Consider the following 23,370-nt stretch of genomic DNA (forward strand, 5'->3'; position numbering starts at 1 on the left):
GGACTCGTGGACAGCACAGCCGCCGACGGGCGCACCGGAAGGGAGACAGGGGCTCCATGACCGACACCGCCGCACAGACCGGGGACACCGGGCCGTCCACCTCGGGGGGTCTGCTCCACGGCGCGCAGCCGGACGTGGCGGGCGCCGCGGGCCACCGCGACCACCCGCAGCGCGTGGGCTTCTTCACCGACACCTCGGTCTGCATCGGCTGCAAGGCGTGCGAGGTGGCGTGCAAGGAGTGGAACGCCGTGCCCGAGGACGGCCTGGAGCTGACCGGGATGTCCTACGACAACTCCCAGGGGCTGGGCGCCTCCACCTGGCGGCATGTGGCCTTCATCGAACAGCGCAAGCCCCTGGGGGGCCAGGAACCGGGCGTGGCGCACGGTCCCGTGAGCGGTGCCGGCGGCGCGGAAGGCATGGGTGACTTCGACGTCTTCGCCGCCGCCGGGCACCTGGGCACCACGGCCCCCGAGCCGGGCGCCCCGGCCGGGGACGGGTCCGGCGCCCCCGCCGGCGAGATCTCCCCGATCGCGCCCGACGGACGCACCGAGCTGCGCTGGCTGATGGCCTCGGACGTGTGCAAGCACTGCACCCACGCGGCCTGCCTGGACGTGTGCCCCACGGGCTCGCTGTTCCGCACCGAGTTCGGCACCGTCGTCGTCCAGGAGGACATCTGCAACGGCTGCGGCTACTGCGTCCCGGCCTGCCCCTACGGGGTGATCGACCAGCGCGAGGGCGACGGCCGCGCCTGGAAGTGCACCCTGTGCTACGACCGGCTGGGCGCGGGGATGGAGCCGGCCTGCGCCAAGGCGTGCCCGACCGACTCCATCCAGTTCGGTCCGCTGGACGAGCTGCGGGAGCGGGCCGCCGACCGGGTCGCGCAGTTGCACGCCGCGGGCGTGCCCGACGCCCGGCTGTACGGCGAGGACCCCCACGACGGCGTCGGCGGCGACGGCGCCTTCTTCCTGCTGCTGGACGAACCGGAGGCCTACGGCCTGCCGCCCGATCCGGTGGTGACCACCCGTGACCTGCCGTCGATGTGGCGGCACGCGGCGGTCGCGGCGGCGGCGATGGCCGCCGGGGTGGCCGCCTGCTTCGCGGGGAGGCACCGGTGAGCACCCCCGAGCCGAACGTGCCGGGCCCGGTCGCCCCGGGCGGCCCCGGCGGGGCAGAGGCGGACGGCGAGCACCCCGGCAGGACGGCCGCGACCGGCCAGGGCGGCGGCAGGCACCGGCGCAGGCGCCGGCGCGGGGAGCGGCCGGTCGTCCCCGAGGCCGAGTTCACCTCGTACTACGGCATGCCGATCCTCAACCGGCCCACCTGGAAGGCCCTCGACATCGCGGGCTACCTCTTCCTGGGCGGCCTGGCCGGCGGCTCCTCGCTGCTGGCCGCCGGGGCACACGCCACCGGGCGCCGCGCCCTGGCCCGGTCGGCGAAGATCGGGGCGCTGGGGGCCGTCTCCGCCTCCACGGTGGCGCTGATCCACGACCTGGGCCGCCCCGGGCGCTTCTACAACATGCTGCGGGTCGCCAAGCCCACCTCGCCCATGAGCATGGGGTCCTGGCTCCTGGCCGCCTACGGCCCGCTCGCCGGGGTGTCCGCCGTCACCGATGTGGCCGGCCTGTTCCGGCGCTCCGGTGCGGCGGCCACCGTCGGCGCGGCGGTGCTGGGCCCGGCCGTCGCCTCCTACACGGCCGTGCTGATCGCCGACACGGCCGTACCGTCCTGGCACGAGGGCTACCGCGAGCTGCCCTTCGCCTTCACCGGCTCGGGGGCAGCGGCGGCCGCCGGGCTGGGCATGCTCGCCGCTCCCGTGGAGCAGGCCGGCCCGGCCCGCCGGGCCGCCGTCTTCGGGGCCGCGCTCGAACTGGGGGCCACGGCGGTGATGACCCGCCGCATGGGCCTGGCCGCCGAGCCGCTGGAGCGCGGCAGGCCAGGAGCCCTGATGCGCGCCTCGAAGGTCCTCACCGCGGCCGGCGCGGCCGCCGGGCTGCTGGCCGGACGGCGCAGCCGGACGGCCGCGGCGCTCTCGGGCGCGGCCCTCCTGGCCGGTTCGGCGGCCCTGCGGTTCGGTGTCTTCACCGCGGGCGTGACGTCCGCGGAGGATCCGAGGTACACCGTCCTGCCCCAGCGCGAACGGCTGCGCGCCCGCGCCCGGGCGCGCCGCCGCGAGCACGCCGGCGGCGGCACGGGCGGCGGGGACAGCGCGGACGGCGGAGGCGGTGGACCGGCGGGGTGAACGCCGGTTTGGCGGGCACGGCCCCGGGTACCCCGGAAAACCGGTGACAGGGTGACCCGTGCCGCCCCCGTCGGGGGGCGGCACGGGCGGTCGCACCACAGACCAGCGGCACGAGTTCAGCGAGGACGGCAGTCGTGGGCATCCGAACCTGGATCGACTCCTGGCCGGTCTACCGGCAGCTCACCGGTGACGACCCGCTGGGCCGCGGCGCCGCGGCGGGCAGCGGGCACACCGCGAACCTGACACCGCGAGTGGAGACCGCCGACAGGGTGGTGAAGTCCGTCTGCCCCTACTGCGCGGTCGGCTGCGGTCAGGACGTATACGTCGAGGACGGGAAGGTCACCCAGATCGAGGGGGACCCCGACTCCCCGGTCTCGCGGGGCCGCCTTTGTCCCAAGGGCGCGGCCAGCCTCCAGCTGACCACCGGCTCGGCCCGCGCCCGGCAGGTGCTCTACCGGCGGCCGTACGGCACCGAGTGGGAGCGGCTGGACCTGGACACGGCGATGGACATGGTCGCCGACCGGGTGATCGAGTCGCGCCGGTCGGGCTGGGAGGAGGAGCACGGCGGCAAGCGGGTGCGGCGCACCATGGGCTTCGCGAGCCTGGGCGGCGCCACGCTGGACAACGAGGAGAACTACCTGATCAAGAAGCTGTTCACGGCGCTGGGCGCCGTACAGATCGAGAATCAGGCACGTATTTGACACTCCTCCACGGTCCCCGGTCTGGGGACCTCGTTCGGCCGCGGCGGCGCGACCACCTTCCAGCAGGACCTGCAGAACTCGGACTGCATCGTCATCCAGGGCTCGAACATGGCCGAGTGCCACCCGGTCGGGTTCCAGTGGGTGATGGAGGCCAAGGCCCGGGGCGCGAAGGTGATCCATGTCGACCCGCGGTTCACCCGCACCAGCGCGCTGGCCGACATCCACGTGCCGCTGCGCGCGGGCAGTGACATCGCGTTCCTCGGCGCGATCGTCAACCACGTCCTGAGCGAGGAGAAGTACTTCCGCGACTATCTGCTGGCGTACACCAACGCACCGGTGATCCTGCGCGAGGACTTCAAGGACACCGAGGACCTCGACGGCGTCTTCTCCGGACTGGACGCGGAGCACCGCACGTACGACGCGAGCACCTGGCAGTACGAGGGGATGCGGGCACAGGCGGCCTCGGGACACCGGGAGCAGAGCTATCCGGACACCGGCGAGAAGCACGGGGCGTCCTCCGACGAGAGCGTCGACGAGCTCTCGGAGGAGGCCCGCGGCGAGTCCCACGGCTCCGGCGGCGCCGACCTGGGCGAGGGGAAGCCCCGGCGGGACGAGACGCTCAACGACCCGCGCTGCGTCTTCCAGGTGCTCAAGCGGCACTTCGACCGGTACACGCCGGAGCTGGTCGAGGAGGTCTGCGGCGTACCGCGCGATCTGTTCGAGAAGGTCTGCGGGCTGATCACCGGGAACTCCGGCCGGGACCGCACCACGGCGCTCGCCTACGCCGTCGGCTGGACCCAGCACACGGTCGGCGTGCAGTACATCCGGACCGCCGCGATCCTCCAGACCCTGCTGGGCAACATCGGGCGCCCGGGCGGTGGAATCCTCGCCCTGCGCGGGCACGCCTCGATCCAGGGATCGACCGACATCCCGACGCTGTTCAACCTGCTGCCCGGCTACATCCCCATGCCGCACGCCCACACCGGCACCGACCTCGGAACCTTCGTCGACGCCGAGGCGGGCAAGCGGGGGTACTGGGGCAACATGCGCGACTACCTGGTGAGCCTGCTCAAGGCGTACTGGGGGCCGGCCGCCACTCAGGAGAACGACTTCTGCTTCGGCTACCTGCCGCGCCTGACCGGCTCGCACGACACCTACACCACCGTGCAGAACCAGCTGGACGGGGTCTGCAAGGGCTACTTCCTGATGGGCGAGAACCCCGCCGTCGGCTCCGCCAACGGCCGGATGCAGCGCCTGGGCATGGCGAACCTGGACTGGCTGGTGGTGCGTGACCTCTCCCTGATCGAGAGCGCCACGTGGTGGAAGGACGGCCCCGAGACCGAGTCGGGCGAGCTGCGCACCGAGGACATCCGCACCGAGGTGTTCTTCCTGCCGGCGGCCTCGCACACCGAGAAGGACGGCAGCTTCACCAACACCCAGCGCATGCTCCAGTGGCGCCACAAGGCGGTGGAGCCGTCCGGGGACGCGCGCAGCGACCTGTGGTTCATGTACCACCTCGGGCGGATCATCCGGGAGAAGCTGGCCGGCTCCACCGACGAGCGGGACCGTCCCGTCCTGGATCTGACCTGGGACTACCCGGTCCACGGCGACAGCGCCGAACCGGAGGCCGAGGCCGTCCTCGCCGAGATCAACGGCTTCGACGCCGAGGGCGGGCCGCTGTCCTCCTACACCCAGCTCAAGGGCGACGGCTCGACGGCGTGCGGTTGCTGGATCTACTGCGGCGTCCGCGCCGGCGGCGTCAACCAGGCGGCGCGCCGCAAACCGGGAGAGCAGCAGAACTGGGTGGCCCCCGAGTGGGGCTGGGCCTGGCCCGCCAACCGCAGGATCCTGTACAACCGGGCGTCGGCGGACCCCGACGGCAGGCCGTGGAGCGAGCGCAAGGCGCTGGTGTGGTGGGACGAGGAACAGGGGCAGTGGACCGGGCACGACGTCCCGGACTTCCCGAAGAAGCGGCGCCCGGACCACGTACCGGCCGAAGACGCCGAGGGCCCCGACGCCCTGTCGGGCACCGACGCCTTCATCATGCAGGCCGACGGCAAGGCCTGGCTGTACGTGCCGGCCGGCCTGCTCGACGGGCCGCTGCCGACGCACTACGAACCTCAGGAGACGCCGTTCACCAATCCGCTCCACCGCCAGCAGCGCAACCCCGTCCGGGTGCTGGGGAAGCCGCACCCGGTCAACCGGTACCAGCCCAGCGGCGCGGAACCGGGCTCGGAGGTGTTCCCGTACGTGGCGACCACCTACCGGCTCACCGAGCACCACACCGCGGGCGGCATGTCGCGGTGGCAGCCCTACCTGTCCGAACTCCAGCCGGAGTTCTTCTGCGAGGTCTCGCCGGAACTGGCGGCCGAGCGGGGACTGGAGCACATGGGCTGGGCCACGGTGATCAGTGCCCGCTCCGCGATCGAGGCCAGGGTGATGGTCACAGACCGGGTGTCACCGATCACCGTTCAGGGCCGGACCCTGCACCAGGTCGGGCTCCCCTATCACTGGGGCCCCAACGGCTACTCGCGCGGGGACTCGGCGAACGAGCTGCTCCACGTGTCGCTGGACCCGAACGTGCACATCCAGGAGACCAAGGCTCTGGCGTGCGACATCCGGCCGGGGCGGCGGCCGCGCGGGCCGGAACTGCTGGACCTGGTGCGCGAGTACCGGGTGCGGTCGGGGATCACCGGGGAGACGGGCCGGGACATGTGACGGCCCGCCGCGGGCGGCGGGCGCCCCCGTGCCGCCCGCGGCGGGATCCGCCCGTACCCCGGCGGCGCCCCGTCAGCGGATCACCAGGGCGTGCTCCCCGGCCGCGGTCAGTTCGCCGATCACGGGCGCGCCGGGGACCTCCCCGGCCACCAGCAGGCCGCCGGAGGTCTGGGCGTCGGCCAGCAGCAGCCGGATGTACTCGTCCGCGGAGCCGAAGTCGGTGTGCGGGGCGACCCAGTCGAGGTTGCGGCGGGTGCCGCCGCTGACGTAGCCGTCGCGGACCGCCTCCCGCGCGCCGTCCAGGTAGGGGACGGCCGATGAGTCCACCACTGCGGTCACCCCCGATGCGCGCGCCATCTTGTACAGGTGGCCCAGCAGCCCGAAGCCGGTGACGTCCGTGGCGCACCGCGCGCCCGCCGCCAGGGCCGCCTGCGCCGCCTCCCGGTTGAGGGCCGCCATGGTCTCCACCGCGTGCGCGAAGAACTCGCCGGTGGCCTTGTGCCGGTTGTTGAGCACGCCCAGGCCCAGCGGCTTGGTCAGTGACAGCGGCACCCCCGGCCGCCCGGCGTCGTTGCGCAGCAGTCTGTCCGGGTCGGCGATCCCGGTGACGGCCATGCCGTACTTGGGCTCGACGTCGTCGACGCTGTGGCCGCCGCCGACGTGGCAGCCCGCCCGACCGGCGACCTCCAGCCCGCCGCGCAGCACCTCCCGCGCCAGTTCGAACGGCAGCTTCCCGCGCGGCCAGCCCAGCAGGTTCACCGCCACCAGGGGGCGGCCGCCCATGGCGTACACGTCCGACAGCGCGTTGGCGGCTGCGATGCGCCCCCAGTGGTAGGGGTCGTCCACCACGGGGGTGAAGAAGTCGGCGGTGGCGACGACGGCGGGGCCGCCCTCCGGCCCGGGCAGGCGTACGGCGGCCGCGTCGTCGCCGGTGTCCAGTCCGACCAGCAGCTCGCCGGCGGGCTCTACGGCGGGCGAAACCCCTGTCAGCCCGGCCACGGCCTCCTCCAGTTCGCCGGGCGGGATCTTGCAGGCGCAGCCGCCGCCGTGCGCGTACCGGGTCAGCCGTACGGGCGTGTCCACCGCACCGCTGTCCCGGTGGCCGTCCGTCTCGTTCCGGGTGTACAACGCGATCCCCTCTCACCGCCCCCCGTGCCGGATGTCGGGGCACTGACTGCCCCGCGGTCACCGGCCGAAACGCCGCGGGAGGAGATTGACTCCCCCCGAGCGGCGGCGTTTGGATGATCCACGTCCGGGCACGAGTGCCCCGGCGGCATGGAGGCGTAAGGGTGCCTGGTGGCCCTCCCGGTCTTCAAAACCGAGGTGCCCGAGGATCTCGGGCAGGTGGGTTCGATTCCCATCCGCCTCCGCCGGCCGCCCGGATCCGTGGAGCGGCACGCGCCGTCGGTCCGGGAGGCGCCGTCAGTCCGGGACGGGACCCGCGCCGGGAGGCGTCGCCTGCTCCGGTCCGCTGCCGAGCGCGCCCGCCCGGCGGCGCAGGACCGCGGCGGCGGCCGCGGTGCTCGCCGCGAAGGCGGCCGCCATCACCCAGGGGCGGTTGAGGCGGTGGCCCAGCGCATGGTCCAGGGAGTGGCGCCCCGGGCCGGTGACACTCAGACAGGTGGCGACGAACCCCAGGAAGGCCGGGTACTCGTAGCCGCCCTCGGTGACGAAGAAGCCCGCCGGGGCGTGGACCGACACAGCCCCCGTCATGGTGCCCGCGACCGCCGCTCCCGCCGCCGGCGTGGCCAGGCCCAGCGCCAGCAGCACACCGCCGCCGGTCTCGGCCAGCCCGGCGGCGAGCGCGCTCGTCCTGCCGGGTGTGAAGCCCATGTACTCCATCGCCTCCCGGGTGCCCTCCAGACCGTGTCCGCCGAACCGGCCGAAGAGCTTCTGGGCGCCGTGCGCGAACAGGACACCGCCCGTGCCCGCTCTGAGGACGAGCAGTCCCAGGTCGCCGCGGTCGATCGGGGGCATGGGCATGAAGGTCACCTCTTCGGGGCGCGCCGTGCTCTGAACCCAGCCTCGCCGATGCCCCGCGCCCCCACCACTTCCCGGGCCCGTTCGGGGCAGCCGCGGCCCGGGTTCAGAGCACGGCGCGCCACAGGGCGAGGACGGCGGCGGCCACCGCGGCGACCACCGAGGCGGCCAGGACCAGCAGCAGGAGCAGGAACGTCCCCGCCAGGACGCCCTCGAGCGCACGGGTGGCACGGCTGCGCTCCGAGTGGGCCGAGCGGGTGCGCTCCATACGCCCGTCGTGTCCCCCGCGCCGTACTGGCCGGCCGCGGTCGCCGTGCTCGTCGCACACGGCGACGGCCAGGGCCGCGAGGTAGCGCAGCCGCTCCGGAGGGAGCGGCTCGACCAGTTCCGGGCCCAGTTGCCGTTCGACCGCCTCCACGCGCGGGTCCCCGTCGTTGATGAGCCCGCGCGCACGCGTACCGGTACTCGCGCCGATCGCGTCACCGGACCGATCGCCGAAGTGGCGGTCGGGGTGGTGGTCGGACATCGGCAAGCCCCCTTCTCGCGCTGATACTTCGCGCAGGGAGCGTAGTGGGCCGGTGCGGCCGGCGCACCGGACGGCGCGTCAGCCGTCCGGTGCGCCGGCCGCCTGTCCGGACGGCTGTTCGCAGCGGCGCCGGGTGTTGTCCAGGCGGACCGTCAGACCGCGTGCGTCCAGGTGCTCCAGCAGGGGGATCACGACCCGGCGCGTGGTGTCCAGGGCGCGGCGCGCCTCGCTGGTGGTGAAGGGCTGCTCCAGCCGGGCCAGCAGTCCGGCGGCCCGGTCGCCGGCGCCGGGCAGCAGCACGATCCCGTCGCCGATCCGGAGCAGCTCGCCCGCGGCGACGGCCGCGGCGACCGCGTTCGGGCCGAGGCCGAGCTCCGCCAGCCGGTGCGCCTCCGGGGCGCGGAAGGGCGCGGCGCGCAGCTCGTCGCGCACGGCGTCCACCGCCTTCCGCACCCGGGGCGGCAGCCGGGGCCGTGCGGTGCTGCCGTAGACCCGGCCGTCGCGGTGTTCCAGGGACGGCCGGGACTCCGCGTCCACCAGAGCCCGGACGAGGGCGCGTTCGGGCAGGCCGAGGGCGCGGCGGGCGGCCTCGGCGGGCAGTCCCGGGTCCATCGGGTGGCGGGCCGCGTGCTCCTCCACGGCCCGCTCCAGCCCGCGCCGCAGCCCGGCCCAGTGTCCGGGGTCGGCGATCCAGTCCCCGGTGACGGGTTCGTACGGGGGCCGCACCCCCATCGCCAGCAGTTCGGTGCGCCGTACCAGCCCCCGGCTCCGCACCTGGGCCGCGCCGTCCGGTGCGCCGGCCACCGTCTCCAGCTCGCGGGCCCTGGCCCGTCCCGCGCCGCGCCGTTCCAGCCGGGGCGGGCGGACGTCGAGCACGGTGATCCCGGCGGGGATCCGGTGCCGCCCGGGGTCCCGCAGCAGCGCCACGTCGCCCACCCGCAGCGGCAGCGGGCGCTCCAGGGTCAGGCGGGCGGTGTCCGTCCCCAGCGGCCGTACGGTGGCGGGAACGGCGGCGGAGCCGGCGTGCAGCACCGGTTTCCGGGGCAGGTCGGCCGCCGGGTCGCCGTGCAGCCGTACGTCCAGCAGGCCGGTGGCAAGCCAGCGGCCGGGGGTGAGCAGGGCGTCGCCGCGCCGCGGCGTGTCGGCTCCGGCGCCGTGCACGTTGACCGCGACGCGGGCGACCGCGCCCACCTCGTCGCGGTCCTCCTTGAGGGACTGCAGCCCGCGTACGCGGACCACCGCCCGGCCGTCGGAGGCGAGGGCGAGGCGGTCGCCGGTGCGGACGGTGCCCGCGGCGAGTGTGCCGGTCACCACGGTGCCGCGGCCGCGCACGGTGAAGGAGCGGTCCACCCACAGCCGTACGTCGGCGGCCCGGTCGGGCTCGGGCAGAGCGGCGGTCAGCCGGACCAGGGCGGCGCGCAGCCGGTCCAGTCCCGCGCCGGTGACGGCGCTGACGGGCACGGCCTCGACCTTCCCCAGCGAGGTCTCGGCGATCCTGGCGAGCGCGTCGTCGCGGACCGGCCCGGGGTCGGCGAGATCGGCGCGGGTGACGGCGAGGACGCCGTGCCGCACCCGCAGCGCGTCCAGGACGGCGAGATGCTCCCCGGACTGCGGCTGCCAGCCCTGGTCGGCGGCGACGGCGATCAGGACCGCGGGCACGGGCCCGACCCCGGCCAGCATGTTGCCGACCAGCTTCTCGTGACCGGGCACGTCGACGAAGGCGACCTGTCCGGCGTCGGGCAGGGACGTCCACACGAAGCCCAGGTCGAGGGTGAGGCCGCGGCGGCGCTCCTCCTCCCAGCGGTCGGGTTCCATGCCGGTCAGGGCGCGGACGAGGGTGGACTTGCCGTGGTCGACGTGGCCGGCGGTGGCGATGACGTGCACGTCCCCCCTCACCTCCGCTCCCGGCCGCTCGCGGCGGTCTTGGCCGCCCGCCGTACGGCCTGCGCCACATCCGCGTCCCGCTCCGGCGGGACGGTGCGCAGGTCGATCAGGCACCGCCCGCCCTCCACCCGTCCCAGGACGGCGGGCTCGCCCAGCCGCAGGGGGGCGGCGTACTCCTCGGGCAGCGCCACCGCCGCGCTGGGCAGTGCGACGCCGGGGGCCCCTCCCCCGCCGACGGCGGCCTCGCTGTCCGCGGCGCGGGCGTCGACGTCCGCGCCGCGCAGTTCGGCGGCGAGGTGCTCGGCACGTGCCCGCAGACCCTCCGGATCGGCGTGGAGCATGGTGTGGACGGGGGCGGCGGGGCCTCGCAGCGTGGCCTCCAGCGCCGCCAGTGTCAGCTTGTCCACGCGCAGCGCGCGGGCCAGCGGATGGCGGGCCAGACTCCGTACGAGGCCGGCCCGGCCCAGGAGCAGGCCGCACTGCGGACCGCCGAGCAGTTTGTCGCCGCTGGCGGTGACCAGGGACGCGCCCGCGCGCAGCCAGCCGGAGGCGTCCGGCTCGTCCGGCAGCGCCAGCTCCGGGCGCAGCAGCCCGGAGCCGATGTCGGCGACGACGGGGACGCCGGGAGGACAGAGCCGGGCCAGTTCGGCGACGGAGGCCGAGCGGGTGAAGCCGGTGATGCGGAAGTTGGAGGGGTGGACCTTCAGCACGAAGCCGGTGCCGGGCCCGATCGCCGCCGCGTAGTCCTCGGGCGAGGTGCGGTTGGTGGTGCCGACCTCACGCAGCCGGGCGCCGGTGGACACCAGCAGGTCGGGCAGGCGGAAGCCGTCGCCGATCTCCACCATCTCGCCCCGGCTGACGACGATCTCCTTCCCCGTCGCGAGCGCGGTCGCGGCCAGGACGAGGGCGGCCGCGCCGTTGCCCACCACATGGGCGGCCTCGGCGTACGGCACCGCCTCGCGCAGGGCCTCCAGGGCGGAGGCGCCGCGCCGGGAGCGGGCACCGGTGGCCAGGTCGAGTTCCACGTCGGTGGGGCCGCAGGCGGCGTCCACCGCCTCCCGGGCGGCCCGCGACAGCGGAGCCCGGCCCAGGTTGGTGTGGAGCAGCACGCCGGTGGCGTTGACCACCGGCCGCAGTCCTCCGGCCGTCGGAGGCAGCGCCCCGGCCGCGGCGTCGGCGACGGACTCCGGGGGGATCTCGCCGGCCCGGGCGCGCTCCAGGGCCCGGACCGCCTCGGACTTCACCCGGGCACGGCCCAGGCGCCGGGCGGCCTCGGCCAGCCGGGGGTCGGCGAGCACCGCGTCCGTACGGGGGAGCCTGCGCCGCACGTCGGCCGGGGGGGCCTTCCCGGTCCGCGTGTCCGCGGCCTGTACGTCCTCCGTCGCGGTGTCGCGGTCCATCCGGTGGCCTCCTGGTGGGACACGGTGCGGGTACGGCCGACCGCCGTCGCCCGCCCGCCCCACCGTCCGTCCGGCGCGGCTGCGGACGGGTGACGGCGGCTGTCGGCGTGGCGCGGGGCGTCGGCCAGGATAGGCGCGCGGTGGCCCGGCACCGTGGCGCCGCACCGCCGTGCGCCGCGTTCCGGCACGTGCCCGCACCTCGCCCGGTCAGTCCCCGCCACCCGGGCTCCTTTCGGACCACCCGACCGCCATTGGCCGTGGCCGGTGCCGCTCGGGCCTTCTAGGCTGCCGATCATGAGGATTCGTATCGTCGACGCCTTCACCGACCGGCCCTTCGCGGGCAACCCCGCCGCCGTCGTACTCCTGGACTCCGGGCCGTTCCCCGGCGATGACCGGCTCCAGAGACTCGCCGCCGAGGTCAACCTCTCCGAGACCGCCTACGCCCGCCCGCTGCCCGAGAGCTCCGAGGCCGACTGGGCGCTGCGCTGGTTCACCCCCGTCACCGAGGTCAACCTCTGCGGCCACGCCACGCTCGCCACCGCCCATGTACTGCGCTCCACCGGTGCGGCCGCCGGCACCATCCGGTTCGCCACCCGCAGTGGCATCCTCACCGCCGAGACGGCCGCCGACGGCTCGATCACCCTGGACTTCCCCACCGCCCCGCTCACCGAACTCCCCGTGAACGAGGACGTCCACGCCGCCCTGGGCGCCGATGTGCTCTGCGCCCATGACACCGGTCCCAACGTCGGCGATCTGCTGGTCGAACTGGCCGACGAGAAGACCGTGCGCACCCTGACCCCCGATCTCGCCGCCGTGGCGCGGCTGAGCCACCGGGGTGTCATCGTCACCGCGCAGGCCTCGGGCGAGGGCGGGGGCCAGGGTGCGTACGACTACGTGTCGCGCTTCTTCGGTCCGGCCGTCGGTGTGGACGAGGACCCGGTCACCGGCAGCGCCCACACCGCGCTCGCGCCCCTGTGGTCGGGTCGGCTGGGCCGGGAATCCCTCACCGGTCTCCAGGCGTCGGCCCGCACCGGCCTGGTGCGCACCACTGTGCGCGGTGACCGCACCCTGCTGACGGGTGACGCCGTGACCGTCATCGACGGGGAGCTGCTGGCCGGGCCGTGAGCCGGTGCTCTCATCACCGCACCACCGGACGGGGGCGGGCCAGGGGGTCGTCAGCCCGTGGGCAGCCAGCCCACCCGGCCCGCCAGCAGCGCGTACCCGACGAACGCCACGATGTCGATCAGGGCGTGCGCGGCGACCAGCGGCCCGACCCGCCCCCACCGCCGGTACAGCCATACGAAGATCACACCCATCACCACGTTGCCGACGAACCCGCCGATCCCCTGGTAGAGGTGGTACGTCCCGCGCAGCAGCGAACTGGCCGCCAGTGCCGCCGCCGGGCTCCAGCCCAACCGGTCGAGCCTGCGCAGCAGGTAACCGACGACGATGACCTCCTCCACCACGGAGTTCTGGATCGCCGAGGCGATCAGCACCGGGATCTTCCACCACACGTCCGGCAGCGATTCGGGCACCACCGTGAGGTTGAGGCCGCTCGCCCGCGCGCCCAGGTAGAGCAGCAGACCGCTGCCCCCGATCCCCGCCGCGACCACCGCACCCCGTCCCAGGTCGGACCAGGGGCGGCGCAGGTCGAAGCCGATCCCGCCCAGTCCCGGCCCGCTTGCGGCGCCGCCTGCGGGCCTTTCCGGTCTCTCGCGTGTCAGGAGGTGGGCGACGAGCAGGACCGGAACCAGGGCCGTGGCGATGCCGAACAGCTGCCACGCCAGGTCCAGCCAGGGCCGGTCGGGGGCGTACGAGCCGTTGAGCCGGGCCGCCTGGTCCTTCAGGCCGCCGGGCCTGGTCAGCGAGCCGACGAAGCTGATGAGCGCCGACAGGGCGCTCGCACCCAGCGACAGCGCCAGCACGAGCAGCGTCTCACGGCCCAGCGTCCGCCGCTCCGCCGCTCCGCCCCCGCTCCCCGGCTCCCGCTCCCGTCCGCGCCCCGGTCCGTGTCCCGGTCCGTGTCCCTCGTCGCGCACGCCCGCTCGCACTTGCGCCTCCTGCTCCTGCTTGGCTGTTCGTCCGTCCCCGGACATGGAACGACACAGCTTGCCCCACCGCTCCCGCTCTTCGGCGGCGGGCCCGGCAAAGGGTGGGGAGAGGGGTCACGGGGTCACGGAGGCCGGCCCGGAGTCGCTCCGGGCCGGCCGCGTTCTCACGGGCCGGCCGGCCAGCCGTGCACCGGCTCCCCGGTGCGCACCAGCTCGCAGTAGCGCCGCACCGTCGCCGCCAGCGCCTTCTCCCGGTCCAGTCCGCCCTCCAGGGCCCGGTGGTAGGCCTCGACCTGCCAGGACGCCCCGTTGACCCGGTGGCGGCAGCGCTCCTCGATGACCGACAGGTAGCGGTCCCGGTCGCCGGGCTCGATGCCCCAGACGCCCAGGCCCCGGGCGGCCATCGGCAGCAGTTCCTCCAGCACCAGCCGGTCCACGGGCACGGCCGACAGTTCTCCGCCGCGGCCGGGGCGGGGCCACCAGAGCCTGGCGTCCATGCCGTGGCGGCAGGCGGCGTCGAAGTTCTCGGCGGCGGCGGAGAACGGCATCCGGTTCCACACCGGGCGCGGGTCGTCGGCCAGCGCGCGCACCAGGCCGTAGTAGAGGGCGGTGTTGGCCAGCACGTCGGTGACGGTGGGGCCGGCGGGCAGCACCCGGTTCTCCACGCGCAGATGCGGCACCCCGTCGACGACGCCGTACACGGGCCGGTTCCAGCGGTAGACGGTGCCGTTGAGCAGCGTCATCTCGGCCAGCGAGGGGACGCCGCCGGCCTCCAGCACCTCCAGCGGTTCCTCGTCCTCGCGGATGGGCAGCAGCGGCGGGAAGTAGCGGCTGTTCTCCTCGAACAGCTCGTACGCCGAGGAGATCCACCGCTCGCCGAACCAGGTCCGCGGCCGCACCCCCTGGGCGATCAGCTCGGGCTGCCTGGTGTCGGTCGCCTGGAGGAAGAGCGGGGGGCGGGACTCCCGCCACAGCTCGCGGCCGAAGAGGAAGGGCGAGTTGGCGCCCACGGCGACCTGGACGGCCGAGACGGCCTGGGCGGCGTTCCACACATCGGCGAAGCGGCCGGGAGTGACCTGCAGATGGAGCTGCACGGAGGTGCAGGCGGCCTCCGGGGCGATGGAGGACGAGGCGTACCTCAAGTGCTCCACACCCTCGATGTCCAGGACGACCTCCTCACCCCGGGCGGTCATGATCTGGTCGTTCAGCAGGGTGTAGCGGTCCGCGGCGGTGAGGTTCGCCGACACCAGGTCGTCTCCGGTGAGGGTCGGCAGAATACCAATCATCACAATGCGGGCGTCGACCTCTGCGGCTTTGCGGTCGGCATAGGCCAGACCGGTGCGCAGCTCCTCGGCGAGCTGGTCCAGCACCCGGCCGGACAACCGGTGCGGAAGAATGTTCACTTCGAGATTGAACTGCCCCAATTCCGTCTGGAAATCCCGGCTCGCAATGCGCTCCAGCACCTGTGCGTTCATCATCCGGGGCATCCCCTCGGCATCCGCGAGGTTCAGCTCGATCTCCAGTCCCATGAGATCGCGGGGGCGGTCGAAGCGCTGCTCGTCCAGCAGTCGCCGCAGCCCCTGGAGACACCGCTGGAGCTTGTCCCGGTATAGCCGGTGGTCGGACAGGGCGAACCCGCCGGCCTCGACCTTCTCGCCCATCGACGCGTCCCTCCTCGAGTGAACCGTGACCGGATGATGCCCCGCGGATGCGGGAGATAACGCCCCGTGCGACAGTGAAGGTCCGGTAAGCTGGATTCAGGCTTTCGCGGGGCACATTCCCATGTCATACGTCAGGGATACGCCACTACCCTCGGTTCGTTGACATCCACCCGCTGACATCGGGCCTGCGGGCCTCGTCCGCAGGGAATAGCGAAGAGATACGGACGACCGCATAGTCAGCCGCTTTCCAGGTCAGCGGTCGGGCAGCCAAGGACTCGCAGACGAAACGCTGCCGAAAAATGTCCGGATGACCTCTTGCCGGTAACATGCGGGACGGCTAGCCGAAACACCGGTTGAACAATCTTCGTATAAACTCCACGAAAGCGGCTGAGACGCGACCCGACGATGGGCGCGCATCCGCCGTCTCCCTCCCCTCCCCGGCCTTCTTCACGGCCCTTCCGTACGCCGACAGCGCCGTCCGCGCCAGCGACTGAGTACCACTGTGTCTCCGATCGAGAGGCGACCCACCATGCCCCTGCGTGTACAACCGGCCCCGGCACCCGCTCTGCGCAGTGTGCACGCGGCCCTCGGTTCCCCCGCCGGCCTCCGAGGCGACGCCGCCCCTCCCGGCCTCCGGGCCCGGACGGGCCCGGTGCATCCGGACCTCTCCCTGCCGCTCCACGTGCTGAGCGGGATCACCGCGTCCGCAGGGCCGCCCCGCACCAGGCTGGCGGGCTGGCGCTTCCTGCTGCGGGACGCGCACGGCGTGGTGGGCGCCGCCGACGCGATGCTCACCGCGGACGGCTGGACGTTCTCCCACTTCTGCGAGGGACCGTTCGTCGCCTCGGCCGAGAGCGCCCTGCGCCGCGCCGAGACGCTACCGGTGGCGTACCGGCCGCGCCTGCTGTCGGTGCCGGAGCTCTACATGCTGACGCTGTGGCTGCACGGTGACACGGAGGCCGACGCCGCCGACGGCTCGCCCGCCCCGGCGGATCTGCTGGTGCCGCTCGCTCCGGCCCCGCCCGGGATCGCGGCGCACCGGCCGCACCGTGTCGACGGCCTGCTGCCGCTGCTGACCCGGCGGCTGGCGCCCCCGCCCCTGCTGGGCACGCCCGTCTGACCCCCGGCGGCACGGCCCGGCGACGGGCCCGGAAGCGACAGTGGTGCCCCGCGGCCGACCGGCCGCGGGGCACCACTGTCGCTTCCGCCCTCCCGAATGACTAGTCATCCACGACTGCGATATCACCCGAACGGATGGTTCTGGTCCGGGCAACAGCACTCCGGAAGGGCGCGTCATCAGAACGTGGGGGGAGTCGCGGCGAAATCCCTGCGGAATTCCGGCCGCGGGACAACACTGGGGGGACCGACCGAGAGACACGGGGGCGGTCATGAACCACGCATCCAACCGCAGCACCACCACATCGCAGCGAAAGAACTCCACCATGTGTCAGCACCAGCCGTCCTGCCCGTCAGCCGACTCCGCCGACCGGGAGGCCGCCCACCTCGTGGCGCACCATCCGGAGCAGGGCTGGAGCCTGCTGTGCAACGGCGTCCTGCTCTTCGAGGACACCGGTGAACTGCTGCCCGACGGGCAGGTCGTCGCGCCGCACCGGCCGCTCGGCGCCGGGCACGTGACGACCGCCGCCTGACGGCGGGCGGCGCCGCCCCACCACAGGGGACGGGCCCCCGCCCGCACGGCGGGGGCCCGTCCCCTGCCGGCTCCGGCCGGCCGCGGCTCAGCCGTCGTAGTCGTCCATCGGAGGGCACGAGCAGACCAGGTTGCGGTCGCCGTAGGCGCCGTCGATGCGCCGTACCGGCGGCCAGTACTTGTCCGCGGCCACGACGCCGGCCGGGAACGCCGCCTCCTCGCGCCCGTAGGAGTGCTCCCACCCGCCGGCGAGCTGCGCGGCGGTGTGCGGGGCGTTGCGCAGCGGGTTGTCCTGCGCGCTCCACTCCCCCGAGGCGACCTTCTCGATCTCGGCACGGATCGCGATCATCGCGTCGCAGAAGCGGTCCAGCTCCGCCAGGTCCTCGCTCTCGGTGGGCTCGATCATCAGCGTCCCCGCCACGGGGAAGGACATCGTCGGGGCGTGGAAGCCGTAGTCGATCAGCCGCTTGGCCACGTCGTCGATACTGACGCCGGTGGCCTTGGTCAGCGGACGGACGTCGATGATGCACTCGTGCGCCACCAGACCGCCCGGACCGGTGTAGAGCACCGGGTAGTGCGGCTCCAGCCGCTTGGCGATGTAGTTGGCCCCGAGCACGGCCACCTGGGTGGCGCGGCGCAGCCCCTCCGCGCCCATCAGCCGCACGTACGCCCACGAGATGGGCAGGATGCCCGCCGAACCCCAGGGCGCCGCCGAGATCGGCCCCACGCCCGTCTCGGGACCGGCGGCGGGCTGGAGCGGGTGGTTGGGCAGGTACGGCGCGAGGTGGGAGCGGACGGCCACCGGGCCGACGCCCGGGCCGCCGCCGCCGTGCGGGATGCAGAAGGTCTTGTGCAGGTTCAGGTGGGAGACGTCCGCGCCGAACTTGCCCGGCTTGGCCAGGCCCACCAGCGCGTTGAGGTTGGCCCCGTCCACGTAGACCTGTCCGCCCGCCTCGTGCACGGCCGCGCAGACGTCGGTGATGTGCTCCTCGAACACGCCGTGGGTGGAGGGGTAGGTGACCATCAGCACCGCCAGCTCCTCGCGGTGCTTGTCGATCTTGGCCCGCAGGTCCTCGACGTCCACGTCGCCGTTCTCACCGGTCCCGACGACGACGACCCTCATCCCGGCCATCACGGCGCTCGCGGCGTTGGTGCCGTGCGCGGAGGACGGAATCAGGCAGACGGTGCGGCCGGCCTCGCCGTTCGCCCGGTGGTACGCCCGTACCGCCAGCAGGCCCGCCAGCTCGCCCTGGGAGCCGGCGTTGGGCTGAACGGAGACCTTGTCGTAACCGGTGACCTCGGCCAGCCGCTCCTCCAGCTCGCGGATCAGCGTCAGATAGCCCTCGGCCTGCTCGGCGGGCGCGAAGGGGTGCAGCGCGCCGAACTCCGGCCAGGTGACCGGCTCCATCTCGGTGGTGGCGTTGAGCTTCATGGTGCACGAGCCCAGCGGGATCATGCCGCGGTCCAGCGCGTAGTCCCGGTCGGCCAGCCGGCGCAGGTAGCGCAGCATCGACGTCTCGGAGCGGTGCCGGTGGAAGACCGGGTGGGTCAGGTACTCGTCGGTGCGCAGCAGGGAGGCGGGCAGCACCTCGCCGACGGCCTCGTCCAGCGCCTCGGCGTCCCCGGCCCCGGAATCCACGCCGAAGGCGCTCCACACGGCGGCGAGCTGCGCGCGTCCGGTGGTCTCGTCGCAGGCGACGCCGACGTGGTCGGCATCGGTCAGCCGCAGGTTGACCCCGGCCTCGCGGGCGGCGGCGACGACCTCGGCGGCCCGGCCGGGCACCCGCGCGGTGACGGTGTCGAAGAACGTGTCGTGGACGATCCCGACCCCGCCCTCGCGCAGCCCCTGGGCGAGGACGGCGGCGTAGCGGTGGGTGCGGCGGGCGATGGCGGCCAGCCCGTCGGGGCCGTGGTGGACGGCGTACATCCCCGCCATCACAGCGAGCAGCACCTGGGCGGTGCAGATGTTGCTGGTGGCCTTCTCCCGGCGGATGTGCTGCTCCCGGGTCTGCAGGGCCAGGCGGTAGGCCCTGGCCCCGTCGGCGTCCACCGAGACGCCCACAAGACGGCCGGGCAGGTTGCGCGCGAACTTCTCCCGCACCGCCATGAACCCGGCGTGCGGCCCGCCGAAGCCCATCGGCACACCGAAGCGCTGACTGGAGCCCACCGCGATGTCGGCGCCCAGCTCGCCGGGGGAGGTCAGCAGGGTGAGGGCGAGCAGGTCGGCGGCGACGGTGACGACAGCGCCCAGCCCGTGCGCCTCCTCGATCACGCCGCGCAGATCGCGCACGGCGCCGGAGGCGCCCGGGTACTGCAGCAGCACGCCGAAGACACCGCGTTCGGCGGCCTCGGCGGGGATGCCGCCGGACAGGTCGGCGACGACGACCTCCACCCCGGTGGGCTCGGCGCGCGTCTCGATCACGGCGATCGTCTGCGGCAGGCAGTCGGCGTCGACCAGGAAGACGCCCTGCTTGACCTTGCCGACGCGCCGGGACAGCGCCATGGCCTCGGCCGCCGCGGTGCCCTCGTCCAGCAGCGAGGCCCCGGAGGTCGGCAGCCCGGTCAGGTCCGCGACCACGGTCTGGAAGTTCAGCAGCGCCTCCAGACGCCCCTGCGATATCTCCGGCTGGTAGGGGGTGTAGGCCGTGTACCAGGCGGGGTTCTCCATGACGTTGCGCAGGATGACCGGCGGCGTGAAGGTGCCGTGGTAGCCCAGGCCGATCATGGAGTCCAGCACCTGGTTGCGCCCCGCCAGGGAACGCAGCTCCGCCAGGGCTTCCGCCTCGCCGCGGGCCGCGGGCAGGTCCAGCGCCTCGGTGCTCCTGATCACCTCTGGTACGGCGGCGGCGGCCAGCTCGTCCAGCGATCCGTAGCCGACCTGGGCGAGCATCTTGGCCTGCTCACCGGCGTCGGGGCCGATGTGGCGCTCCTCGAAGGGAGTGCCCCGCTCCAGCTCCGCGAGGGAGACGGCGGGAGGAGTGCGGTCTGCTGTCATCTGGAGGCCTCCTGGTCTGCGCGACCTGCGAGGGGCACCGCGGCGCGGGTGCCCCGACGGCCTCCCCCTCTGTCATCGCGACCTGAGAGCTTCACCGGCCCGCGTTCGCGGCCCGGTTTTCACCGTCGGTGAGGAGGGGCTGCGGCGTCGTCCGTCGTGGCCCGCCCTGCTTTCCAGAGTGACCTCACCCGCGCGGTACGTGAGCCTGAGAGATTCCGGGGAGGATTTGCTCCTTCGGCGCCCCCGGCACTGTCACCGGAGGACTCTCCCGCTCGGGGTCGACAGCCACTTCAGAGCCTACCAGCGCCCGATGGCAGCAGCCCGGCCTCGGCTCTCGACGTCCTGCCCGAGTGGCCGGTGGGCCGAATGTGCCGTTTCGTTGTTTGTGGCGACTGTTTGCGAGCAGGCGCCTCTTCGTGCGAGGAGTTGGAGGGACCGCCGTGCAGACCGACATCGACCCGCGGAATCTGATAGGCCTCAAGGCGTTCGACAGCACCGGACAGAAGATAGGGACCGTGGACGAGGTGTACCTCGACGACGCCACCGGCGTCCCCGAGTGGGCGGCTGTGCGCACCGGGTTCTTCAGCCGCGACGCCTTCGTCCCACTGGAGCCCAGCGAGGTGGTGGACGGGACGCTGAAGGTGCCCTTCGAGCGCTCCCTGGTGAAGGAGGCGCCGGACTTCGGCGTGGGCCGCCACCTCTCCCCCGAACAGGAACTGCAGCTCTACCACCACTACGGGCTGGGTGTACCCGGCGACGCCGCGCCCGCCTCCGACGAGGACATGACGTTCGGGCGGATCGCGGGCTCCGAGGCCTGACCGCCCCACGGCGGGAGCGGCTCGGAGGGCTCCAGCTCCGGATCGTCCACCGCGAAGGTCCGCACCCGGCCCGGCGGCGATCCGGGCCGCTCGAACCGCACCGTGACCCGCCCCAGACCACTGCCCTGCACCCACCCCGGCCCGTACCGCGCGTGCCGTATGTCCAGACCGGGCAGCCAGTGCCGTACCGCCTCCGTTTCCCTCCCGGCCGCCGCTCCGCCCGCCTCGGGCGGAGCGGCGGCCGGCGGCCGGCCCACGTCGGAGGGCCCGGCGGTCCGGGCGCCGGCCTGGGCGAACAGGTCCTCCTGGGTGAAGTCGGCCAGCCCGCTCACCCCGACCCCCAGCAGCCGCACCCCGGCGGTGGTGTCCACGCCCTCGACGAGCCGGGCGGCGGCCTCCCTCACCACCGCCGGGTCGTCGGTCGGTCCGCGCAGCGTCTCGGAGCGGGTGAGCGTGGAGAAGTCGTAGCTGCGGATCTTGACCACCACCGTGCGCCCGGAGCGCCCCGCCGCCCGCAGTCGCGCGGCGCAGCGGTCGGCGAGCCGTGCGATCTCGGCCCGGATCCGGGCGCGGTCGGTGAGGTCGGTGTCGAAGGTGTCCTCGACCGAGACCGACTTGGCGTCGCGCTCGGCGACCACCGGCCGTTCGTCGGTCCCCCGCGTCATCGCGTACAGCGCAGCGCCGTGCGCCCGGCCCAGCAGCCGCACCAGCTCCGCCTCCCCCGCCTCGGCGATCTCACCGACGGTGGCTATCCCCGCCCGGCGCAGGGTCTGGGCGGTGGCGGGCCCGACGCCGGGCAGCGTGCGCACCGGCATCGGCGCCAGCAGCGCCCGCTCGGTGCCCGGCGGGATCACCACCAGCCCGTCGGGCTTGGCCTGCTCCGAGGCGATCTTGGCAAGCATCTTGGAACCCGCCAGCCCCACCGAGCCGCTGAGCCCGGTTGCGGCACGGATGTCCCGGCGCAGCCGTTCGCCCACGGCACGGGCGGCGTCGGCAGACCACCGCCCCGTCTCTCCCGCCGCCCCGCCCGCCTGGAGGTCGACGAACGCCTCGTCCAGGCTGAGCGGCTCCACCAGCGGCGACAGCTCGCGCAGCAGTCCCATCACCACCTCGCTGACCTGGCGATAGAGCCCGAAACGGGGAGTGAGGTAGGCGGCGTTCGGGCACAGCCGGCGGGCCTGGGCCATCGGCATCGCCGAGTGCACCCCGAAGGCCCGGGCCTCGTAGGAGGCGGTGGCGACCACCCCGCGCGGCCCGAGGCCACCGACGATCACGGGCTTTCCGCGCAGACTGGGCTTGGCCGCCTGCTCCACGGCGGCGTAGAAGGCGTCCATGTCCAGGTGCAGGACCGTCGGTGTCCCTCTCACACCTGTGATGCTGCCCTACGCCACTGACAGGGGCGACCGCGGCATCCGCCGGCTCCGCCCCACCGGGCCGTACCGGTGGTCCGGCCGTCGCGCCGGGTCATCCCGCCCGGTTGCGGCGGCGCGCCAGCTCGTCGGCCGGATTGTCCCCGACGATCGTCTCCCCGGTGTCGACCCGCTCGGCGTGCAGTCGGGACAGGGCGGCCTCGACGTCCCGCCACACCACGCCGACCGCGATTCCGAAGATCCCCTGACCGCCCTGGAGGAGGTCGACGACCTCGTCGGGCGATGAGCACTCGTAGACCGTCGCGCCGTCGCTCATGAGCGTCATCCGCTCCAGGTCCCCGGCCCCGCGCGAGCGCAGGTGCCTCACGGCGGTACGGATGTTCTGCAGTGACACCCCGGCGTCCAGAAGGCGCTTGACGATCTTCAGTACGACCACGTCGCGGAGGCTGTAGAGCCGCTGGGTGCCCGAGCCGTACGCCGGGCGGACGCTGGGCTCGACCAGGCCTGTACGGGCCCAGTAGTCGAGCTGCCGGTAGGTGATGCCCGCGGCCGCGCACGCCGTCGGGCCACGGTAGCCGACCAGTTCGGGTGCGGGGCCCTGCGCGGCGGGGGCGGACCGGGCGGTAGGCCGTATGGAGGATCCGCGCAACGGATACGGATCGCCCGCCGCCCTGCTGTCGCCGGTGCTTCTCACGCCGACCCTCCGTCCTTCACGTCCCGCGGATATGCCCGGGACCTGCCCAATCGACGGTAGGCAGTCACTCGGGGTGCGTCAACGATCGCCACACTCGGCACGCCGAGTGATAATCACCCAAGGAGTGGTTTCGCGTGTCCCCGTCGCGGGAATAGGTGCCGGAATGGCCTGGCGCCGACGGCGCTCACTGGTTGCTGGTGCCGAAGTCCTCCGGGGAGATCTGGTCGAGGAACTCGCGGAACTTCTCCACCTCGTCCTCCTGCTCGTCCGGGATCGCGATCCCGGCGTCGTCCAGCACACCGTCGCTGCCGTAGATCGGCGTACCGGTGCGCAGGGCCAGCGCTATGGCGTCGGACGGGCGGGCGCTCACCTCCACACCACTGGCGAAGACCAGCTCGGCATAGAAGACGCCCTCTCTGAGGTCGGTGATCCGCACAGCGGTGAGCTCCTGGCCGACCGCCTCCAGGACGTCCTTGAACAGGTCATGGGTCAGCGGGCGGGCGGGCGTCATACCCTGCTGGGCGAAGGCGATCGCGGTCGCCTCCCCCGGACCGATCCAGATGGGAAGGTACCGGTCGCCTCCCACCTCTCGCAGGAGAACGATCGGCTGGTTGGAGGGCATTTCGACCCGGACACCCACAACGTCGAGCTCGTTCACACAGCAACCCTAGGACGTGCGTGCCCC

Annotated in this window: 18 protein-coding genes, 1 tRNA gene and 1 riboswitch; of the genes, 8 read left to right on the forward strand and 11 right to left on the reverse strand. The window is 73.8% G+C overall.

What is annotated here, in order from left to right; genetic code table 11:
• Positions 1-56 precede the first annotated feature (56 nt).
• The 3 genes from ACGRHY_RS01785 (at position 57) to fdh (ending at position 5,658) form a co-directional block, all read left to right on the forward strand.
• Positions 57-1,115 (forward strand): 4Fe-4S dicluster domain-containing protein, encoded by a 1,059-nt coding sequence (locus ACGRHY_RS01785; protein WP_394633618.1) that lies wholly within the window; start codon positions 57-59, stop codon positions 1,113-1,115.
• The gene (gene nrfD / locus ACGRHY_RS01790; protein WP_394633619.1) at positions 1,112-2,239 is read left to right on the forward strand and encodes an NrfD/PsrC family molybdoenzyme membrane anchor subunit; all 1,128 of its coding nucleotides are present in this window, start codon (positions 1,112-1,114) and stop codon (positions 2,237-2,239) included. The genes ACGRHY_RS01785 and nrfD overlap by 4 nt, the downstream gene beginning before the upstream one ends.
• A gap of 134 nt (positions 2,240-2,373) precedes the next feature.
• Entirely contained in the window at positions 2,374-5,658 is a 3,285-nt protein-coding gene (gene fdh / locus ACGRHY_RS01795; RefSeq protein WP_394633620.1) for a formate dehydrogenase, read from the forward strand.
• 72 nt (positions 5,659-5,730) lie between these two features.
• Here the strand turns inward: fdh and selD are convergent, their stop codons facing one another.
• Positions 5,731-6,741 carry a selenide, water dikinase SelD gene (gene selD / locus ACGRHY_RS01800; RefSeq protein WP_394637885.1) on the reverse strand — a complete coding sequence of 337 codons (1,011 nt, stop codon included), beginning with the start codon at positions 6,739-6,741 and terminating at the stop codon, positions 5,731-5,733.
• 194 nt (positions 6,742-6,935) lie between these two features.
• Between selD and ACGRHY_RS01805 the strand changes: the two genes are divergently transcribed.
• Positions 6,936-7,028, forward strand: a tRNA-Sec gene (locus ACGRHY_RS01805).
• A 52-nt stretch (positions 7,029-7,080) separates the two neighbouring features.
• Here the strand turns inward: ACGRHY_RS01805 and ACGRHY_RS01810 are convergent.
• From ACGRHY_RS01810 to selA, 4 genes are all read right to left on the reverse strand, one after another.
• Positions 7,081-7,635, reverse strand: a complete 555-nt coding sequence (locus tag ACGRHY_RS01810; RefSeq protein WP_394637886.1) for a DoxX family protein — start codon at positions 7,633-7,635, stop codon at positions 7,081-7,083.
• A 109-nt stretch (positions 7,636-7,744) separates the two neighbouring features.
• Complete coding sequence (locus ACGRHY_RS01815) at positions 7,745-8,164, reverse strand: hypothetical protein (RefSeq protein WP_394633621.1); 420 nt, start codon at positions 8,162-8,164, stop codon at positions 7,745-7,747.
• Positions 8,165-8,242: 78 nt separating this feature from the next.
• A complete protein-coding gene (selB, locus tag ACGRHY_RS01820; protein WP_394637887.1) occupies positions 8,243-10,048 on the reverse strand; it encodes a selenocysteine-specific translation elongation factor in 1,806 nt (601 codons plus the stop codon).
• Positions 10,049-10,056: 8 nt separating this feature from the next.
• Complete coding sequence (gene selA / locus ACGRHY_RS01825) at positions 10,057-11,448, reverse strand: L-seryl-tRNA(Sec) selenium transferase (protein WP_394633622.1); 1,392 nt, start codon at positions 11,446-11,448, stop codon at positions 10,057-10,059.
• 294 nt (positions 11,449-11,742) lie between these two features.
• Here selA and ACGRHY_RS01830 point away from each other — a divergent pair, with 294 nt between their 5' ends.
• Positions 11,743-12,573 carry a PhzF family phenazine biosynthesis protein gene (locus ACGRHY_RS01830; RefSeq protein WP_394633623.1) on the forward strand — a complete coding sequence of 277 codons (831 nt, stop codon included), beginning with the start codon at positions 11,743-11,745 and terminating at the stop codon, positions 12,571-12,573.
• A 50-nt stretch (positions 12,574-12,623) separates the two neighbouring features.
• On the opposite strand, the gene ACGRHY_RS01835 is transcribed toward ACGRHY_RS01830, so the two are convergent.
• Together ACGRHY_RS01835 and ACGRHY_RS01840 are read right to left on the reverse strand one after the other, a co-directional pair.
• Positions 12,624-13,394: a CPBP family intramembrane glutamic endopeptidase gene (locus tag ACGRHY_RS01835; protein ID WP_394637888.1), complete on the reverse strand. Its 771-nt coding sequence runs from the start codon at positions 13,392-13,394 to the stop codon at positions 12,624-12,626.
• Positions 13,395-13,663: 269 nt separating this feature from the next.
• Entirely contained in the window at positions 13,664-15,160 is a 1,497-nt protein-coding gene (locus tag ACGRHY_RS01840; RefSeq protein WP_394633624.1) for a glutamate-cysteine ligase family protein, read from the reverse strand.
• A 529-nt stretch (positions 15,161-15,689) separates the two neighbouring features.
• Here ACGRHY_RS01840 and ACGRHY_RS01845 point away from each other — a divergent pair.
• Both ACGRHY_RS01845 and ACGRHY_RS01850 read left to right on the forward strand, forming a co-directional pair.
• The gene (locus tag ACGRHY_RS01845) at positions 15,690-16,280 is read left to right on the forward strand and encodes a hypothetical protein (RefSeq protein ID WP_394633625.1); all 591 of its coding nucleotides are present in this window, start codon (positions 15,690-15,692) and stop codon (positions 16,278-16,280) included.
• A 322-nt stretch (positions 16,281-16,602) separates the two neighbouring features.
• Positions 16,603-16,809, forward strand: coding sequence for a DUF5999 family protein (locus ACGRHY_RS01850; RefSeq protein ID WP_394637889.1), 207 nt, complete (start codon positions 16,603-16,605; stop codon positions 16,807-16,809).
• 87 nt (positions 16,810-16,896) lie between these two features.
• Here the strand turns inward: ACGRHY_RS01850 and gcvP are convergent, their stop codons facing one another.
• Entirely contained in the window at positions 16,897-19,803 is a 2,907-nt protein-coding gene (gene gcvP, locus ACGRHY_RS01855) for an aminomethyl-transferring glycine dehydrogenase (protein WP_394633626.1), read from the reverse strand.
• Between the two features lie 183 nt (positions 19,804-19,986).
• Positions 19,987-20,084, reverse strand: a riboswitch (glycine riboswitch).
• 159 nt (positions 20,085-20,243) lie between these two features.
• Between gcvP and ACGRHY_RS01860 the strand changes: the two genes are divergently transcribed.
• A complete protein-coding gene (locus ACGRHY_RS01860) occupies positions 20,244-20,621 on the forward strand; it encodes a PRC-barrel domain-containing protein (RefSeq protein WP_394633627.1) in 378 nt (125 codons plus the stop codon).
• Here ACGRHY_RS01860 and ACGRHY_RS01865 read toward each other — a convergent pair.
• The 3 genes from ACGRHY_RS01865 to ACGRHY_RS01875 form a co-directional block, all read right to left on the reverse strand.
• The gene (locus ACGRHY_RS01865) at positions 20,537-21,988 is read right to left on the reverse strand and encodes a DNA polymerase IV (protein WP_394633628.1); all 1,452 of its coding nucleotides are present in this window, start codon (positions 21,986-21,988) and stop codon (positions 20,537-20,539) included. The genes ACGRHY_RS01860 and ACGRHY_RS01865 overlap by 85 nt on opposite strands.
• A 97-nt stretch (positions 21,989-22,085) precedes the next feature.
• On the reverse strand, positions 22,086-22,685 hold the full coding sequence (locus ACGRHY_RS01870; RefSeq protein WP_394633629.1) for a MerR family transcriptional regulator: 600 nt from the start codon (positions 22,683-22,685) through the stop codon (positions 22,086-22,088).
• Between the two features lie 184 nt (positions 22,686-22,869).
• Positions 22,870-23,343 carry a bifunctional nuclease family protein gene (locus tag ACGRHY_RS01875; RefSeq protein ID WP_093658537.1) on the reverse strand — a complete coding sequence of 158 codons (474 nt, stop codon included), beginning with the start codon at positions 23,341-23,343 and terminating at the stop codon, positions 22,870-22,872.
• Positions 23,344-23,370 lie beyond the last annotated feature (27 nt).

This window comes from Streptomyces shinuiensis (assembly GCF_043660855.1).
Lineage (GTDB): Bacteria > Actinomycetota > Actinomycetes > Streptomycetales > Streptomycetaceae > Streptomyces.

What these genes read in the sequence shown, in the direction of transcription:
- ACGRHY_RS01785 (WP_394633618.1), top strand. Translation starts at nt 57, where the DNA reads ATGACCGACACCGCCGCACAGACCGGGGACACCGGGCCGTCCACCTCG.
- ACGRHY_RS01810 (WP_394637886.1), bottom strand. Translation starts at nt 7,635, where the DNA reads ATGCCCCCGATCGACCGCGGCGACCTGGGACTGCTCGTCCTCAGAGCG.
- ACGRHY_RS01815 (WP_394633621.1), bottom strand. Translation starts at nt 8,164, where the DNA reads ATGTCCGACCACCACCCCGACCGCCACTTCGGCGATCGGTCCGGTGAC.
- selA (WP_394633622.1), bottom strand. Translation starts at nt 11,448, where the DNA reads ATGGACCGCGACACCGCGACGGAGGACGTACAGGCCGCGGACACGCGG.
- ACGRHY_RS01830 (WP_394633623.1), top strand. Translation starts at nt 11,743, where the DNA reads ATGAGGATTCGTATCGTCGACGCCTTCACCGACCGGCCCTTCGCGGGC.
- ACGRHY_RS01840 (WP_394633624.1), bottom strand. Translation starts at nt 15,160, where the DNA reads ATGGGCGAGAAGGTCGAGGCCGGCGGGTTCGCCCTGTCCGACCACCGG.
- ACGRHY_RS01845 (WP_394633625.1), top strand. Translation starts at nt 15,690, where the DNA reads ATGCCCCTGCGTGTACAACCGGCCCCGGCACCCGCTCTGCGCAGTGTG.
- ACGRHY_RS01850 (WP_394637889.1), top strand. Translation starts at nt 16,603, where the DNA reads ATGTGTCAGCACCAGCCGTCCTGCCCGTCAGCCGACTCCGCCGACCGG.
- gcvP (WP_394633626.1), bottom strand. Translation starts at nt 19,803, where the DNA reads ATGACAGCAGACCGCACTCCTCCCGCCGTCTCCCTCGCGGAGCTGGAG.